At 54.8% G+C, this 16,506-nt stretch carries 13 protein-coding genes and 5 pseudogenes; 11 read left to right on the top strand and 7 right to left on the bottom strand.

Annotated elements, in window-relative coordinates; translation table 11 throughout:
- Positions 1 to 203: pseudogene (locus tag ABJP42_RS09280) on the top strand (IS5/IS1182 family transposase); the annotation flags it as partial.
- 22 nt (positions 204 to 225) lie between these two features.
- On the opposite strand, the pseudogene ABJP42_RS09275 reads toward ABJP42_RS09280, so the two are convergent.
- Positions 226 to 1,297: pseudogene (locus ABJP42_RS09275) on the bottom strand (IS3 family transposase); the annotation flags it as partial.
- 83 nt (positions 1,298 to 1,380) lie between these two features.
- Between ABJP42_RS09275 and ABJP42_RS09270 the strand changes: the two are divergent.
- A pseudogene (locus tag ABJP42_RS09270) lies at positions 1,381 to 1,666 on the top strand (transposase); the annotation flags it as partial.
- Here the strand turns inward: ABJP42_RS09270 and ABJP42_RS09265 are convergent.
- Positions 1,666 to 1,863: pseudogene (locus tag ABJP42_RS09265) on the bottom strand (transposase); the annotation flags it as partial. The pseudogenes ABJP42_RS09270 and ABJP42_RS09265 overlap by 1 nt on opposite strands.
- 85 nt (positions 1,864 to 1,948) lie before the next feature.
- Here ABJP42_RS09265 and ABJP42_RS09260 point away from each other — a divergent pair.
- The 8 genes from ABJP42_RS09260 (at position 1,949) to ABJP42_RS09225 (ending at position 11,657) form a co-directional block, all read left to right on the top strand.
- A complete protein-coding gene (locus tag ABJP42_RS09260; RefSeq protein WP_348340027.1) occupies positions 1,949 to 2,638 on the top strand; it encodes a Crp/Fnr family transcriptional regulator in 690 nt (229 codons plus the stop codon).
- A 557-nt stretch (positions 2,639 to 3,195) separates the two neighbouring features.
- Positions 3,196 to 4,086 (top strand): class I SAM-dependent methyltransferase, encoded by an 891-nt coding sequence (locus ABJP42_RS09255; protein WP_348340026.1) that lies wholly within the window; start codon positions 3,196 to 3,198, stop codon positions 4,084 to 4,086.
- Between the two features lie 3 nt (positions 4,087 to 4,089).
- Positions 4,090 to 5,052 (top strand): N-acyl amino acid synthase FeeM domain-containing protein, encoded by a 963-nt coding sequence (locus ABJP42_RS09250; RefSeq protein WP_348340025.1) that lies wholly within the window; start codon positions 4,090 to 4,092, stop codon positions 5,050 to 5,052.
- Positions 5,053 to 5,142: 90 nt separating this feature from the next.
- Entirely contained in the window at positions 5,143 to 7,329 is a 2,187-nt protein-coding gene (locus ABJP42_RS09245) for an adenylate/guanylate cyclase domain-containing protein (RefSeq protein ID WP_348340024.1), read from the top strand.
- Complete coding sequence (locus tag ABJP42_RS09240) at positions 7,322 to 8,029, top strand: methyltransferase domain-containing protein (RefSeq protein ID WP_348340023.1); 708 nt, start codon at positions 7,322 to 7,324, stop codon at positions 8,027 to 8,029. The genes ABJP42_RS09245 and ABJP42_RS09240 overlap by 8 nt, the downstream gene beginning before the upstream one ends.
- Before the next feature lie 32 nt (positions 8,030 to 8,061).
- Positions 8,062 to 9,702, top strand: a complete 1,641-nt coding sequence (locus ABJP42_RS09235; protein ID WP_348340022.1) for a transporter substrate-binding domain-containing protein — start codon at positions 8,062 to 8,064, stop codon at positions 9,700 to 9,702.
- The gene (locus tag ABJP42_RS09230; protein WP_348340021.1) at positions 9,699 to 10,331 is read left to right on the top strand and encodes a hypothetical protein; all 633 of its coding nucleotides are present in this window, start codon (positions 9,699 to 9,701) and stop codon (positions 10,329 to 10,331) included. Before ABJP42_RS09235 ends, ABJP42_RS09230 begins: the two co-directional genes overlap by 4 nt.
- 279 nt (positions 10,332 to 10,610) lie before the next feature.
- A complete protein-coding gene (locus tag ABJP42_RS09225; RefSeq protein ID WP_348340020.1) occupies positions 10,611 to 11,657 on the top strand; it encodes a hypothetical protein in 1,047 nt (348 codons plus the stop codon).
- Positions 11,658 to 11,933: 276 nt separating this feature from the next.
- Here ABJP42_RS09225 and ABJP42_RS09220 read toward each other — a convergent pair.
- Positions 11,934 to 12,330, bottom strand: a pseudogene (locus ABJP42_RS09220) (M20/M25/M40 family metallo-hydrolase); the annotation flags it as partial.
- Between the two features lie 277 nt (positions 12,331 to 12,607).
- Between ABJP42_RS09220 and ABJP42_RS09215 the strand changes: the two are divergent.
- Positions 12,608 to 13,384: a GlxA family transcriptional regulator gene (locus ABJP42_RS09215; protein ID WP_348340019.1), complete on the top strand. Its 777-nt coding sequence runs from the start codon at positions 12,608 to 12,610 to the stop codon at positions 13,382 to 13,384.
- A gap of 30 nt (positions 13,385 to 13,414) precedes the next feature.
- Here ABJP42_RS09215 and ABJP42_RS09210 read toward each other — a convergent pair whose 3' ends face one another.
- From ABJP42_RS09210 to ABJP42_RS09195, 4 genes are all read right to left on the bottom strand, one after another.
- Positions 13,415 to 13,804: a hypothetical protein gene (locus ABJP42_RS09210; RefSeq protein ID WP_348340018.1), complete on the bottom strand. Its 390-nt coding sequence runs from the start codon at positions 13,802 to 13,804 to the stop codon at positions 13,415 to 13,417.
- Positions 13,805 to 14,015: 211 nt separating this feature from the next.
- Positions 14,016 to 14,525, bottom strand: coding sequence for an IS110 family transposase (locus ABJP42_RS09205; protein WP_348340017.1), 510 nt, complete (start codon positions 14,523 to 14,525; stop codon positions 14,016 to 14,018).
- A 380-nt stretch (positions 14,526 to 14,905) separates the two neighbouring features.
- A complete protein-coding gene (locus ABJP42_RS09200; protein WP_348340016.1) occupies positions 14,906 to 15,919 on the bottom strand; it encodes a FecCD family ABC transporter permease in 1,014 nt (337 codons plus the stop codon).
- A 1-nt stretch (position 15,920) separates the two neighbouring features.
- The coding region (locus ABJP42_RS09195) for an ABC transporter substrate-binding protein (RefSeq protein WP_348340015.1) at positions 15,921 to 16,506 on the bottom strand (586 nt) is incomplete at its 5' end.

The raw sequence follows: 16,506 nt of genomic DNA, 5'->3' as shown, positions 1-16,506 counted from the left end.
GCAAATGCCACGACGCGATTGCCTCCAGAGATGCCCACGCAGTGATCCCGCCAGGCAAAAATGACAAGCCCTGGAAGCCGACGAGTGCCGGAGCTGTTGCCCGAAACGAAGCGGTTTGTGCGCAGCGATACCTGGGTCGTACTTTGTGGCGACGCTGGAGCGGATACCACCGCCGAAGCCGCGTCGAAACCAAGATGCATTGTGACCTGCTCCCCATTGAGTCCGCTAATTTGGGTTAGCTCTGTTCAGGTTTTGGTCTTTCTTTGACCGGTTAGCATATTCTGCTGGCGTTCGGCCAGCGAGGCTTGTGTGCGGGCGGTGATGGTTAAAGTCGTTTCGCCAGGATGCGATCAGATTGCGGGCATGCCGCAGGTTGTCGAACAGGTGTTCGTTCAAACACTCATCCCGCATCCTGCCGTTGAAGCTTTCCACAAAACCGTTTTGCATGGGTTTGCCGGGCGCGATGTAGTGCCAATCAACCTTGCGGTCATCTTGCCACTTTAGGATCGCATTCGAAGTCAATTCGGTCCCGTCGCCAATGGTGCTTGAACCAGTGGCGCAGCCATTGGCAACTCGCTGACCACCATATTTGGATATCCACGCATCTCAGCAATTCGATCCCGCTCACGACCGACACGTTCTCCTGAGATCGATGTGTCCACCACAGCCGCCAGACATTCGCGGCCAAAATCGTCGATGACGTTCAGTATGCGGAACCTGCGGCCGCACGACAGGCTATCGGACATGAAGTCCAACGACCACCGCTGGTTCGGCCCCTGTGGGATCGCCATCGGTGCTCTGGTGCCCACCGCAGGCTTGCGGCCCCCCCACTGACGGACTGTTAATCCTTCTTCGCGGTAGATCCGATACAGCTTCTTCCAGTTCACATGCCAGCCTTCGCGTTGGAGCAAGATATGCAGTCGCCGGTATCCAAACCGCCGTCGCTCGGACGACATCACTTTCAAACGGTCCCGCAGAGCAGTATCCGCTGGGCGCTTGGACGTGCGCCGGTAAACACGCGGATCGATCCCAGCCAAGGCACATGCCCGTTTCTGGTTGTATCGCTTCTCCTTCATGGCCCAGGTCGCAGCGTTGCGCCGCGAGCCGGGCCTCAAAAGTTTTTTCCCAGCATTTCCTTGAGAGTGGACACTTCCATCATCTGCTCGGCGAGCAGCTTCTTGAGCTTGCCGTTCTCTGCTTCCAGCGCCTTTAGCTTTTTCGCGTCTGACACTTCCATGCCGCCGTATTTGGAACGCCACTTGTAAAATGCCGCATCACTGACACCATGCCTGCGACATGTCTGACGTCAGCGCTTATGGGTCCAGATAGGACAATTTGATAAGATAGAGCTCTTGGCTCATCGTAACCACTGAGGAGTGGATGATGAGAAAGACAAACAAGAGTCCAGGCGAGAAGATCGTCAAAGACATAAAGCGGTCGACCCGCAAGCAGTATTCTTCGGAAGAGAAGATCCGGATCGTCTTGGACGGCCTGCGTGGCGAAGGCAGCCTTGCTGAATTGTGCCGCCGAGAGGGGATTTCCCAGGGTGTTTACTACAAATGGTCAAAGGACTTCATGGACTGTTGAGGTGAATGCCATCGGTTCGAATGAACCGAGACAGGGGAAGAAGCGGCTGGCGGGGGACACCGCCCGCGCGACCACGACCTCCTTCAGGTCACGGGCTTCGCCCAAGCCGCGGTCCTTATCGGCTTGCTTGACCCATCCGCTCAAAGTTTGGGGAATATAGCCGATTTTGGGGGCTATGGCTGCAATCGCGCTGGCCTGTTTTTCGTATGAGCTTGGGCGCTCAAACACCATCCTGACCGCACCTGCGGGGACCTCAGGAGGAAAGCGGTGTGCCATTTTGCTTTTGTCTTAGCCATCAATCTTACTTAAGTTGATGGTCTCCAACACGCTTGGAGCGAGTCACTTGAAGGGATCCCGTGAAATGACTGGACTGCTGGATCATGGAAGTCTCAGATTCTTGGACATGCTCTCTCCCGAGGTTCAGGCCGAAATCGAAACGGTAGAACGCCGTCGCACATACGAGGACGGTCGTATGATCCACTCCAGCGGTGATGATGGAGATCGTCTGATTATTGTCCGTTCCGGTGGCGTCAAAATGGGTCGCATCAACCCCAATGGCCGCGAAACGATCCTTGCAGTGCTCGGCGCAGGTCACTTTATTGGTATCATTGGGTTACTGACAGGTCGCAAGCGGAACCAGAACGCGGTCGCGATTGGCGAAACGACAGTTGGGTACGTTCAGAAGGCGGATTTTCTGTCGCTAATGGCCAAGCACCCGGAAATCGCAAGTGCAGCTTTGCCAATCACGTTGAACCGGTTGAATGCGGCCCTGAGCATGCTGGACGATCTGCGTTTACTGCCTCTGCCTGCCTACACGGCAGTGTGGCTGTTGAATATGCATGATGCTTCCGAAGTTCCCGGTGTCGTGAACTGGAGCCAGTCAGAATTGGCTGCTGCCGTTGGAGCGTCTCGTGTTTCAGTAGGCAAAGCGTTGAAAAAGCTTGAGGGCGAAGGGTTGATTGTGTTGAAATATGGCTCCATCGAAATCCCTGATGCAAGATCCTTATCTGATTGGATTGATGCGGCGCGGGCTGAGCATCTGTCATACTGACCACTCCACTCAACTTTTAGGTTTGCTACAGGCAGTCTCAGGTTTGCCGAAAAATACTGTGGGCTGATGTGATTGCTAAGTTCTTAGCATTCTTGCGCCTGTAGGGGGCTTATAGTTCAATCTGAAAAATTGTCGGTCAGTTTGAACAAGATACGCCTAACTATGGAGCGCGTCAGTTCTTTGAGCACTCTTGCGCATGTGGCTAGGCTGGAGGGGTGTTGGAATTACACGTGAAGGGTTCATTCAGTGGTTGCGGTCAAATTTGTCTATGGATCCGCTCTGACAGGGGATGTGTCGCTGTTCCATTCCACTGATGAGGGCAGTCGCGCGAATGTCCTCGCACAACAAGGCGTCATCCTCAGCAAAAAGACCATAAGGGGTTACCGACCCCGTGGTGGAAGTCTCACCTGCATTGCGGATCAAACTCGCAAGATGGTGAATCTCTCTGTGGTGAATGACAATGCCACTAAGGCGGATGGCGCACTGCGACTGCCTTTGATCAATCACTTCGGGGCCAATCCGGCACAAGACTGTAATTCAAACCATCCGAGATAAATATGCATGACAGCAAGGCAAGCCACACGGCTTATACTGTTTTACAAGGTGTTGTTCACACTGGTAGAAACAGGCGCACAAAAAGCTTGGTGTCGGCCGGTAAGTTGTCGGCTTGCCTGAACATTCTCAACAGTTCGGACGAGGGGCGCAAACGGCTCCGGCAGTTGCGCAATCCGGTGGTCTCTACCGGTTTAATGATGTTGCAGCGGTTTCTTTTGCCCGGGATCGCCGTCCACTATGTGACCCGCAAAATGGTGATCGAGGATATTGTAAAGGCAAGCATTGCAACAGGCGCCAGGCAGGTGGTGAACATTGGGGCCGGATTCGATACGTTGATGTACGAACTTAGCCGCGATCTCCCTGACCTTACGTTTATCGAGCTGGATCATCCGGCAACTGCAGAACAGAAGCGCCAAGCCTTTGTTGTTGATGCGCCAGGAAATTTGCATCTGCATCCGGTGGACCTTTCTGTGACCTCGCTCATCGATGCTTTGGCTCAGGTTTCGGCTTTCGATGCCAACGCGTCGAGCTGTTTCATTTGCGAAGGGGTTCTGATGTATCTCGACCCAACAGATGTGGAGCGGGTGTTTGCGGCCTTGACACAAGTGACCTCAGGCGAGGTGAAGTTTGTCTTTACTGCAACGCCAGATATGCACAGCCCCAATACCAATGCCACCTGGTTGCTGAAGCGGCACCTGCATCGCTTAGGTGAACCGCTGCATTGGTGCATCGAAAAATCGAAAATCAAAGAGTTTCTGGCAACGCAGAGTTATGCCCTGGATCAGGTTACGGGCGGGCATGAGATGCAGAAGAAATACCTGTCTCCGCTGACCAAAGCTCCCGTCCATTTGGGCGAGTTTGTGGTTGCCTGCACTCCAAATAAACAGGAATAGCCCATGCCAATCCGCATTTGTCTGGCCCAGAGCGAGCAACATATTGATCAGGTGTTTCGGCTCCGGCATCAGGTGTTCTGCGAAGAAGGGAAGTATTTCGAAGTCGATGGCGCAGAGATTGTGCTGGACCAGTTCGACACTTTTCCGGCCTCACAGCTGTTTGTGGCCTTGGATGAGGCCAATCAGGTTGTCGGCAGTGTCCGCGTTACAATGGATAATCCAGTGGGCATGCCGTCGGATGAGTATTTCGATTTTCGTGCGCATGTTCCGCAAGATAGTCGGCTCATGAGTGTCGGAATGTTTTGCGTGGCCAAGCCCCATCGCAGCGCTACAGTGGCAAGCGGGTTACTGTTGATGTGCAGCTATTATGCAATGGCGAATAAGGTGGATTATGCCTGTATGCCACTGAACCCGGACATCGGAAATTTGATCCGTCGTGTTGGGGGGAAGCCGGTGACCGAAGAGGAGCACATGGTGCCGCACCTCAATGTGGGGTTTCTGCCGTATCTGCTGCATATAGATGAAATGAACGAAACCTTTGTTCATTTTGCCAAACAGAACATCGCCTATAACATGATCCAGTCTTATGAGTGCATGATCTTCAAAAAAGGTGAGCAGATCATTCGCAAAGGTGATATCGGAGATTGCGCCTATGTCATCGTCAATGGCTCAGCCGAGGTTTTGCATCCAAAGACATCTAGGCCGATGGCTGAATTGTCCGAAGGTGATGTATTCGGTGAGCTGGCGTTGTTCTCCTCTTGTAATAGGCGCACTGCGGATGTGGTTGCAACTTCGGCCGTGCGGGCAATGGTGTTGCCTCAAAAGGCCTTTTTGGAACACATCAAGACATCGCCTGAGGCCAGCCTGAGCCTGCTGAGCAGTATGAGCAGCCGAATGAAATCCGTGTTGGCTCGGGATTGCCCCGACGGTGTCGTTCCTGTCGAACACTTAAGCGCAGAGTTTTAATCCCAATCGTACCAGTTCCCTTAAGTCTATCGGAAACAATTACCCCGGTTTCAGCAAGAGCCGAGTGAAGAACAGCCGGAGCAAAATTGCATGCAACGCATAGTGCAAGATCAATCTGACGCCGTAACTGGCACAGAAGCGCAGGGGGCCAAGCGTCGCTTTTCTCTGCCGCTCAAAACGACGATCCTTGTGGTGTTCTTCCTGACAACCGTTCCATTTTTGATTGCAATCATTCAGATCAACTATCGATCCAGCGAACGGGTTGTCCGGGCCCATGCAGGCGAGATGGTTGAACGCTTCAGAACCGAAACAATCCGCGAAGTCGTATCGGAATTCGAAACATTGACCTCGCTGATCACGACAACGGCGGAACTCGGTCGGCGGGCCCCGGATTTGTTTACAGATAGCCGGGCGCTTTCCTATTTCTTCACCATGCTTAGCCACAGCGAAACGTTGCTAAATGTCTATGTCGGTACCGAAGACGGTGCTTTCTGGCAGGCACGGCACATTCATGATCCGGAGGCCGAAATTCACGGCAGTGTGCCACCCAAAGGGGCCAAATACGCCTATCGGTTGGTCGAACCAAACAAAGGCCCCCCAGTCCTTGACCGATATATATTCCTTGATGCCGAACAGACTGTACTGGGCGATGCCTCAGCTGTCAGCGGCTACGATCCACGCGGTCGGGCATGGTACAATATGGCAGCGAATACCAGCGGCACAGTCATCACCGACCCGGAACTGTTCTGGGCATTTGGTCTGGTCGGATTTACTGTGGCCGCACCCTATCATATTGATGGCCAGCTCACGGGTGTGGTGGCAACGGATGTCACACTTGATCGTTTTTCACGGTATCTTGCTGAAAAACCCGTTAGCCCGAATAGTCTGAGCTACATGCTGGATGACCGGGGCTTGGTCCTGGCGGCCTCAGACGGTACGACGCATTTCGGTAACGACAATGATCGGGTGGCGCTGTCTCATGTAGCAGATGTTGAAAACCGTGTTGTGTCTATGGCTTACAGTCAACGTCATGATGTCCACGGAGATGAGGTCTTCAACTTCACCTATGAGGGGCAGGAATTCATCGTTGCCCTGTCTTCCTTCCAAGAGAAGCTGGGGAAGCCATGGCGGCTGATGGTGATCACACCCCTCAGCGATTTTACGGCGGAATTCAACACGAGTAATCGCCTTATGCTGATCATAGGACTGGCTGCGGTGGCGATTCAGCTGATGACTATCACCATCATTGCCAGTTATGTGGCTTCTCCACTTCAGAGGCTCTCGCGCAAAGTGGCGCGCATCCAGTCGCTTGAAAGTGCCTCGGATATCACCTTGGTTCGGTCTCGGGTCCGGGAAGTTGCCGTTTTGTCGCAAGCTATTGAAACACTCGACACAGCCGTGCAGGCCTTTGCGCGTTTTGTTCCGGTGGCGCTTGTAAGGCAATTGCTGGAAGCGGACCAAAAGTTGGAGCTCGGTGGGCAAAGCCGGTTCCTGACAATCCTGTTTTGTGATGTCGAAGCCTTCTCGACCCTCGCAGAGCGCATTGCCGCGCGAGATTTGCTCAGCCGGGTCTCTGCTTTGCTTGGTGTCGTGACCCACCGTGTGCACGAGGAAAAGGGAACCATCGACAAATTTGTGGGTGATGGTGTGATGTCGTTCTGGGGGGCGCCGGCGCCGTTGGAAAAACATGCCTTTCACGCCTGTGTATCGGCGCTGGCCATCCAACGTGATCTTGAGGGGCTAAACCAGAATTGGCGCGATACCGATGTGCCTGAGATGCGGCTGCGGGTCGGGATCCACTCGGATGTGGTGTTGGTGGGTAATGTCGGCTCGCAGGAACGGATGAGCTATACGGTGCTGGGTGACGGAGTGAATATTGCGGCACGCCTGGAAGGCTGCAACAAGCTTTATGGTACAGACATCTGCATCAGTCATGACACTTTCCGAGAGGCGGGCGATCAATTGTGTGTGCGGCCCATCGATGAGTTGCAGGTCAAGGGACGCCGCGCGCTTGTCACTATTTACGAGCTTCTGGGTGCCCATGGCGTCGGCGCCGCGTTCGAGCCTTCGGAAGAAACCTTGGAGGTCGCGAGGCTGACGCGTCGCGCCTTTGATGCCATGGTTGCAGGTGACAAAACATCTGCTTTGGCTGCCTATCGCGACGTTTTGGCCAAGAGACCCAATGATCCTGTTGCCAGCAGGCATGTGAAACGTCTTGAAGAACGCGCGGACAACATGACCCTTCAGGACAATACACCAGAGGTTGGCGATGTTTGATCAAGACGAAGCACCAGAAGCTGGTCGGTTTCGGCCCAGCGACTACACCGCTGCACTTGTCCAGTGCCTGCTGGCTGACCCGGCGCGGATCAAAGGAGCGCGTGTGCTAGAAATCGGCTGCGGCAGTGGGGTTCTGCTGGCCGCGGCTGGTGCGGCGGGCGCGGCACAGCTGACCGGTGTCGATATCGAGGACGATGCCGTGTCTGCGACGACTGCCTTGATGATCAAGCAGGGTTACATGTCGGTGAGCGATATCCATAAAGGACCCCTTTTTACTCCTGTGGGAAGGCGTCAGTTCGATCTGGTGCTGGCCAATCTTCCGCATTTCCCGATGGAGCAGGCTGCGATCGACGGACGTCTGTCTTCGTGGAGCACCGGTGGGGCAGATGGGCGCAAACTGCTGGACGGTTTCCTTGACGGGGTATTGCCACATTTGGCACCGGGGGGTCAGGCGCTGGTGATGCACAACGCCTTTATCGATCTCGAAACAACCCGTAAGAAAGCAGTTCAATTGGGGTTGTCAGTCAGTGTGGTCGACAGCTTCATGGTGCCGCTGCCAAAGGAAAAGCTGTCGGTGATGACACCGGATGTTCTGGCGCGTGAAATCGGCCAGACAATTTTCAGGTTCGGCTGTTTCGCCTTTGGCACGGTGGCGGTCCTACGCCTTACGCCATCTCTGACCGATGGAGATCACCGTTGACACGTGCGGCTCTGTTCTTAGTTACCCTTTGCTTGCAAATCTGGGTCTGGGGTATTGCAACCGCCAGTGCAGAGACACCGGATGAAGCGCTCGACGAGCTGTTGAGCGCGGCGCGAGTCCAGGTGCCAGCGGCCTGCGACAATCCAGAGGCAGATCGTTTGATCCGCATTCTCTGCTCCGGTCGTATCCGCGTCGGAGTCAGAGGCCACTATCCCTTTTTTTCCACCCGGAACGCTGACCAAACCGACCGGGTCGGCTATGATACCGATGTGGCCCGGGCCATCGCGCGGCGGCTTTGGGTTGCGCCGGAATGGGTGCACGTGCGCGCTGCGACCCGGATTTCAACTCTGGCTGAAGATGGCGCCGATGTGGTCATCGCGACCATGGGGCACAACACGCGTCGTGACGGTCAGGCAAGGTTCATCCGCCCGCATTATTACCGGTCGGAGACCATCGTCGTCGGCCCAGGTGAGGCCGATATTTCGACATGGGAGGATATTTCCGGTCAACGGATTTGCACCACCATAGGAAATTATGCGAATTCAAATCTGGTTTCGCAGGGCCTTCGATTGACTCTGTTCAGGGATGCCGGGCGTTTGCCAAAAGCACTTGATGAACAAATATGCCGTCTGGTCGCGCATGATGACAGTTTTCTGGCCTCTTATTTAGCAGACCCAGCTCTTGGCAGCCGGTTCGAGCCAAAGTTCGGTTTCGATCCGGTGCCCTGGGGGATGGCCGTGGCGCAAACCGGTAGTGATGATTTGGCCCGTGTGTTGCAGCTGATCAGTCAGATCATGCATCGCGATGGGGAATTGCTTGAGCTGGCACGTGAAAACGGAATCTTTAACCAGTTTCTTAAGGATCAAAACGAGCTCTGGCAGAGCCCGATTTGTGCCACCACTGCGGCACTGGCAGACCCGGCCTGTGTTCTGCCTGCGCTTGATGCAACCCCGCCGCCGACGGCCTTTGCTGATCAAGTCAAATTGATTCAGCACAGGATGGAAGCCCTTTTTGGTGCTGCTCCGGCCTTGCCGATGCTGTCCAGCCAACCCGCATTTGACCTCTTTATTGCCGGCATTGTTAACTCCATCGTTCTTGTCATTGGTGCGCTCTTGGCGACGCTTGTGATTGCATTGTTAGTCGGGCTCCTCGCGGCCCTGCCTAATCGTCTGACACGTTTTCTGACTTGGACCGTGGTCTCTACCATCCAGTCTTCGCCTGTGATCCTGACGCTGGTGGTTGCTGGGGCTGTTGCAAATGCAATCTTCACCTATTCTCCATCCGTGGCGCTTGGATCGGCGATCGTGGCACTGGGCCTGATGAATGGCTGTAACGCGGGCCAGGCCATTGGCGAAGCCGCAAATAGCCTGCGCCAGGACGGGCAGCATGGCAGGGGGTTCAGCCTGCCGCTCTACCGCGAGGCCATTGGGCGGTCCCTGACCCAGATATTGTCCTTTCTGATCAACGCCGCCAAGGGAACACCCATTGCCAGTTTCACGGGAGCACCAGAGCTTTTGAGTGCGCTCACTGATATCACTTCATTCGCGGCGGGCAGGGTGACCACCTATTCCCTGGTTCTGGTGTTCTACATCGCGGTTGTGTTCTGCGTTGTCTGGGCCTGTGATGCTCTGCGCAAACGGCTTGATCCGCAAAAGCAGGAGAACCGGGCGTGAACAACTTGAAGGCCGTCTTGACCTCAGACTATCCGGCAGAGTTATTGGCCGGGATGGTGATCAATTTCCAGATTTCAACCATTGCCTTGGCGCTTGGCCTGGTCTTGGGGGTTCTGTTTTTGGTCGCGGGACCCGTTGTACCTCGTACAGTGAACACTTTGACTGGCCTGATGCGCGCGGCCCCGACCTTTGTCGTAATGTTTTTCCTGATGAACATCGTTCCGCAACAGTTTCAGGTTTTCGGGATCGACATATTGCTGCCGCCCGAATGGATTGTGGCCTTGTCGCTGGCGCCCTATGCGATCGCCTATGTCGTCGACAATGGAAGGGCCGCTATCGAGGGCTTGCGGGCAGGCTCACGATCGGCCGCACTCTTGTTTTTACCCAATCTTGTGCGCGCCTTCACTGTTCTGGTTATGTCGTCCGGCGTCGGCGTTGCTATCGGTGTGAATGAAGGCGTGGCTGTTGTCTTGCGCGAGGCCGAAAAATACCCGGCCCTTGGCGATCAGATGCTGGTGTACGCGGTTGGTGTTTTTGCCTTCGGCGCTTTTTTTCAGATCGGTTTTGCCTGCGTGCGCCTTATGATGCGTTTTTTGTCACCTCCGGAAGGTAACCGCGTTTCCGAGTAAGCGGGCATGCCCTTGTTCTTGAAAAGCACATGGCTGCCCCCGGTCTGTGTCCTGCGTGAATGTCGACCTGTGCTCCTGCCAGCACCGATGTAAAAACTCCTGTTAAAATAGAGCTTTACACTATGCATCTGGGCAAAAAAACTTGCGAAACGCCCTAGGATTGCAAAGTTCTTAGCTGTCTTGGCCCTGCGCAGTGCATATAGCCCAACATGAACCTCTGCCCTGTCGGCCCGTCACGGTATCAGGTCGGACATCTAAATACGTCTTTGAGGACCTGTAATGCGCCGGACCGACTTACGTTTCTACCTGATACTTCTTTGTGCTTTTTTTCCAACGGTTGCAGCGGCACATGTCAAATGGTTCTACCCTTACGATCTTTCAGAGGCCCCCAAGAATATGGGAGAGGTTCTTACCCCTGGTTTTGCGGGTCTCTACGTCTTGTCCATCGTTTGCATATACATATTCTTTTACATTGACCGGCTTTGGTTTCGTAAGAAATTTTTGAATGATCGCCTCGGAAAACTGATTGTTTCACAGGATGTTGCAGGGTGGATCATCCGAGGCGCGACTGCCTTTCTCTTCATCATGCTGTTTTTCTATGGGCTCCAGGACAACGCGTTGCTTTTAACGCCGGAGCTGAACACTGAACTGCCCTTTGTAAAGTGGATGCAGCTAGCGATAGTCCTCGCCCTGTTGTGGTGGGTCACAACCCCGATTGCCGGGCTGGGTATCCTGGTTCTGTATGCAATCTCGATCCAGCATTATGGGCTGTATCACCTGATTGACTACATGTTCTTTTTTGGTCTGGCCGTGTTCTTGATCCTTTTGCCATTGCAAAATGAACGATGGACACGCGTTCGATATGTCACGTTGTTTGCCAGCACAGGTCTGACGATCGGCTGGGGTGCTATCGAAAAATTCGCTTATCCCCAATGGACTTATCCTTTGTTGCAGGATCAACCATTTTTGCTGATGGGGATGGAGCCAGGATTCTATATGACACTGGCCGGGTTTGTAGAATTCAATTTGGCCTTCATCTTGTTGTCGTCTGCATCGGTTGCTTCGCGTATGTTAGCGCTGGTTCTGAACACGATTTTCATGCTGGCAATCTATATGTTCGGTCTCATCGACGCGGTAGGGCATGCAATCATTATTGCTGTGCTGATCGTCTTAGCCGTACGGGGGCCGACCTCAGCAAGATACTTCTTGGTGCTTCAGTCCAAAACGCTTTGGACTGAGGCGTATTTCATGACCGGCCTTTATGTTCTTATGTTGAATTTCTTGTTCCTAGCCTATTATGGGTTTTATTATTTTCTGGTTGGGTAAATCGGGTTCGTCGCGAAATAGAGTGATTTCTGAAGGGGGCCAACCAATAAGGGAAGGTTTGCGGCCAAGGAACTTGCCTTTCTCTTCAAGGGTACGCACAGCACTACACAAGCGTCACGTATTTTTATTGAAGGCCTTTCTCAATCGACTTGGCAAAAACGGAGGCTCCAATGGCAGCGACACTGTCGTCAAAGCCATATTCGGGATGGTGCAACTTTGGCCCCTCACCTTTGCCGAAGAACAAAGAGGTTCCAGGGCGTTCCTGAAGCATGTAGGAAAAATCAACGCCACCCGCCCGGAAAAACTCCGCATCTCTGCTAGGTAGCGCGCCGCGCTCAACAGCATGGCCGAATGCCCGTCATGCCCGCAGCCGTGCATCTGGCCAGGATGTGTTGAGGCATGCGGCTTTCTGGACTTGTCCTCCACGGCAAGACCGTCAAAATCAGCGCGCAGACCAATGGTGGCCCCCGGCTGCGCGCCATTGATGATTGCGACAATCCCTGTTTGAGCAATGCCTTGGTGCAGATCATCTACATCAAAAATCCCGCAACCGTTCGACAATGAAGCTGGAGGTTTTGGGACAGTCAAATTCAAGCTCGGGGATCTGATGCAGCGCTCGACGCCACTGGATGATATCAGATTGGAAGTCGGCGATGCGGTTCAACAGGGGCATGAAAGAGTTTCCTTTGAAAGACTTGTCCAGCAACCTGTCCGAGACTCGGAATTGTGATCAGAGGCGATCCTGCCTCCTGTCGGTCTGATGTCGCCAAAAGCACCAAATCTAATTGCATGGATTGAAGCAGGCTCATTGCCGGAAAATCTCTGATGCCAGAGCTGGTTAATCTTGCTACCAAGACCTATGGGGAACGTTATTCAAGTTCAGTTGCTTGACTATCCGGGCGCTCAGAAATCCGCCCTTTGGGGTGCCAAGGATCTATTGGATTTTGCCAATGATCAGGGGAAACGGGTCGGACGTCCACTCTTTGAGACAACAATATGTGCGGAGCACGGTGGTCCTGCCTCCAGCACTTACCTTGGACCCACCAAATTTGCCCACCGGATGGAGGCAGCAGCTGCTCTCTCAGCACAGGTCCGGCGCCGTCTTGGCCTCGGTCTGTTCTGGGGCATTTCTTCTGGCGGAAACTGGGCTGTTAGATGGGCGCCGGGTTACAACCCACTGGCGTCACGCTGCGGTGTTTCAGAAAAGCTGTCCTAAAGCCATCATCGACACCAATCGCCTGCTGGTCGATCTGGGCGATATCGTCACAGCTGGTGGCGTGATGTCTTGGACCGATCTAACCCTGCACCTGATAGACTGGTTTGGCGGGCGCAAACTGATGCTGGAGGTGGCGCGGATGTTCGTGCTGGACCCGCCGGAACGCGAGCAGAGCTACTATGCAACCTTCCTTCCCAACACCAAACATACCGATCAAAAGATCCTGAGTGTGAAGCTGTTGATGCAGGAAACCCCCGGCGCGACGCATAGCGTATCATCTCTGGCAGAGTGCGCGCTGATGTCTGAGCGCAGCTTCTTGCGTCGGCTCAAACAGGCCACCGGGATAACTCCGGTGACCTATCTTCAGCATTTGCGGGTTGAGGCCACACGGTCACGACTGGAACTAACACGTGATAGTTTTGAGCGCATTTGCTGGGATGTAGGCTATAGTGATACGGCGGCTTTTCGGCGTGTTTTCAAGCGGATCGTGGGCTTGTCCCCGACCGAATAACGGCAGCGGTTTGGTCTTGGGACTCCAGGCTTAAGCCTTGGGCCGGAAGAGAAAAAAACCGGTTAGGACCAACCAGATCCCTGCAAGCATCGCTGTTTGCAGCCAATAGGGCCAAGTCGGCTGATCTTCGGTGAGCACTGATGCCAGAGCCTCGGACATGTTCACTGAAACCAGCCCCAGTACAGTGACACCCAGCACGGCCAGGGCGCTCGGCACGACCTTAATATCGCGCGACGCTGCATAAAACAGGCCGACATAGCTGATGACCGCAAACGAAATAACTTTATCTTGATAGGCATAGTACGGTGTGTCGAAGTAGACAAACAACACTGGAACCTTGATCCCAAAGAAATGGGCCAGGGACATACAGATGAAGTAGGCAACCGATGACAGCAGACCTAGACGGAGAAGTTGGGGCATAATGACGTCCTTTTTCAATTTACCCCTTCAAGCTAATGTGGAGATGTTCTTTTACTCAGTGGCGATATTGCCACCTGTCGGTCTGATCTCGCCAAAATAAGTTGGGGCCTCTCCCAGGGAAGTGGTCTGCGCTCACGACTAGAAATGCGCCTTGAAGGGCCGGTTCAGAGCCTCTGCAGCACGCTAGTAAACAGAGGGGCAAAGGATCAATTTAAGAAACTTTGCAAAATCCAGTTCCAGCGCTTAGCCGACGTAGCGGGTGGCTGCGAGGCAGGCGCCGATCTGTCGGGGTTGTGTTTGACAACTGTCGGCCCAAAGCGGAAGGTTTGCGTGTGCTGTGCAGCGCACGAAGGCCATGAGCCTCTCGGCTCTTCATATGAAGCGGGCTGAACCAACCTGTGCGCAGTATATGCGCGATGCCCCTGGCATCATTCTTATCGGTCTTGTTTCTCATCGCTGACAGGGCCGGGTTCAGCTGCCGCGCCTCCAAGCAAACCACATCAAAACCTGCGGCCTGCAGTCCAAAGTTAAGATGTCGGCTCATCGTACCAGCTTCCAAGGCGATGCGTTCTATCAGGAACTCAAAATCAGAGAGGCACGCCGCAATGTCATTGACCTCGCAGGCCAGCTCGCGTTCGCGAACGACATTGCCCTTCGGATCAACTACACAAAGCGCGCGCGACCGAAGTGACACATCAAGACCAACAAAATGCTCCATCATCTCTCTCCCCTGTTCACAGCCAACCTGGGATCAAACCGGGAGCTCGACCTCGAAACAGAGGTAGCCCAATTCCGCATACTTCCTGCCCATAGCCGCCGTCGATGCCGAGCGGAGGCAGGCCGCCCGGTTGGTGCAATGACTGCTTTCGGAAAACTGGCCCACAAACCTCGCAACTGCGGCGTGGATGGCCTGGCACTCACAGTCGATGACCGCTTCAGGCTGAGAGCAGTCATCCGCAACCCAGAAAGAGCAGAGCTATCATCGTGAACCGCCTGCAATGACGGCTATGCGCAGGTCTTCGCATCCTTTGCGAAGTTAGAGCGCGCCGCCAAATCGGACTTTCGGAGAGGAGGGTCTGAAGCCCACTTAGGACACATCTTTTATCCCCTCCGTTGGTTTGTTCCCAGCAGCAAAAGAAAGACAAAAGCGGATCCGACGGATGTGGTCACGATACCCACAGGCAGTTCTTGTGGCGCAAGCAGCAGCCGGGACACGATATCAGAGGCCGTAAGCAGCACCGCGCCGATGATCGCCGCCATCGGTAAGAGATTGCGATGCATCGGTCCTGCAAGCCCGCGGGCGATATGGGGGACCATGAGCCCCACAAAACCGATCACGCCAGCTACGGACACAAAGGCGGCGGTGGACAGGGCAGAGATCAAAAACATACCTGTGCGCAGGCCTGCCACCGGTACGCCAAGGCTGGCGGCAGTGGTATCTCCGGCCAAAAGCGCGTCGAGCCAGCGGCTGCGCCACATGGCATAGCCGGCGATCAGCGCAAGGCCGATGACCACCAGCGGCAGGGTCTCCCATCGGGCCAGACCCAGCCCGCCAAGCATCCAGAAGATCACCGAATGTGCCGCGCGATTGTCACCAGAGAAGATCAGGTAATTGGTGATCGCTGCAAACAGAAAAGAGACAGCCAGCCCGGCCAGGATCAGTTTCTCAGGAGCGCTGCTGTGCAGGGCCCGTACCAGCAACAGAACGATGCCTGAGGCGACGATTCCGCCGCTAAAGGCCGCGAGCGGCAGGGTCCAAATCCCCAGAACATCGCCGGTTACGGTGATGACAAAAACCGCGCCAGCAGCGGCACCAGAGGAAAGGCCAAACAAAAACGGGTCTGCCAGATCATTGCGGGTTGTGGTCTGCAGCACCACACCGACCAGCCCCAAACCTGCGCCAATCAGGGCGGCAAAGAGCGCCCGTGGCAGGCGCAGATCAAAGATGATCCGATGCATGGGCTCTGGGTTTAGATCGCTGAAACCGAGCCCCGAGGCCACAGCAACAAAGACCTCTGACACTGGCACATTGGTCGACCCATAGAGGACCGACAGCAAAAGAAGGGCGACCAAAATGGTCGCCCCCAGTATGAGCGAGAGGCCAAATCGGCCCATATCAGTTGAGGCCCGGATGCATTGCTGCGGCCATTTTTGCGATGGCAGCAATGTTTGCAGGTCCAGGGGTCAGTTCTTCATAGCGCAGACCGACCCAGCGCTCGTTCTTGACCGCATCTGTATGGGCCATCACAGGGTGCTCCTGCAGGAACTTGAAGGTGTCTTCGGCGCCATTGCCGTTCTGATAGTCCAGCAGCACCAGGAATTCCGGATTTGCTGCGGCGACAGCCTCCCAGGAGGTGCGGCCCCAGCTGGTGTCCATATCATGGGTGACGCTGGCACCACCGGCGGCTGTGATCATCGCGTCCGGGATGGCAAATTTTCCCGCAGTAAAGGGTGCGTCGGCGGGACCGTCCAGCAGGAATACCCGTGGTTTGGGCTGGTTGGCGGTTTTGACTTCGATCTCGGCCAGCTCTGCACGCCAACCGGCAACCAGGGCCTCTGCTTTGGCTTCGACCTGCATGACCTTGCCGAGACGCAGCACGTCATTGAACAACAGATCCATGCTGGCAACAGGGCGGTCTTTGTCCAGATGCACGCAGCTCTCGGTCAGCACCATGGTCTTGATGCCAAAGGGCGCCAACGTG

It is taken from the genome of Pseudophaeobacter sp. (assembly GCF_039971195.1).
In the GTDB taxonomy this organism is placed as follows: Bacteria; Pseudomonadota; Alphaproteobacteria; order Rhodobacterales; family Rhodobacteraceae; genus Pseudophaeobacter.
The sequence above is the reverse complement of the archived record's forward strand: the minus strand, read 5'-3'. Positions and strand labels throughout refer to the sequence as shown.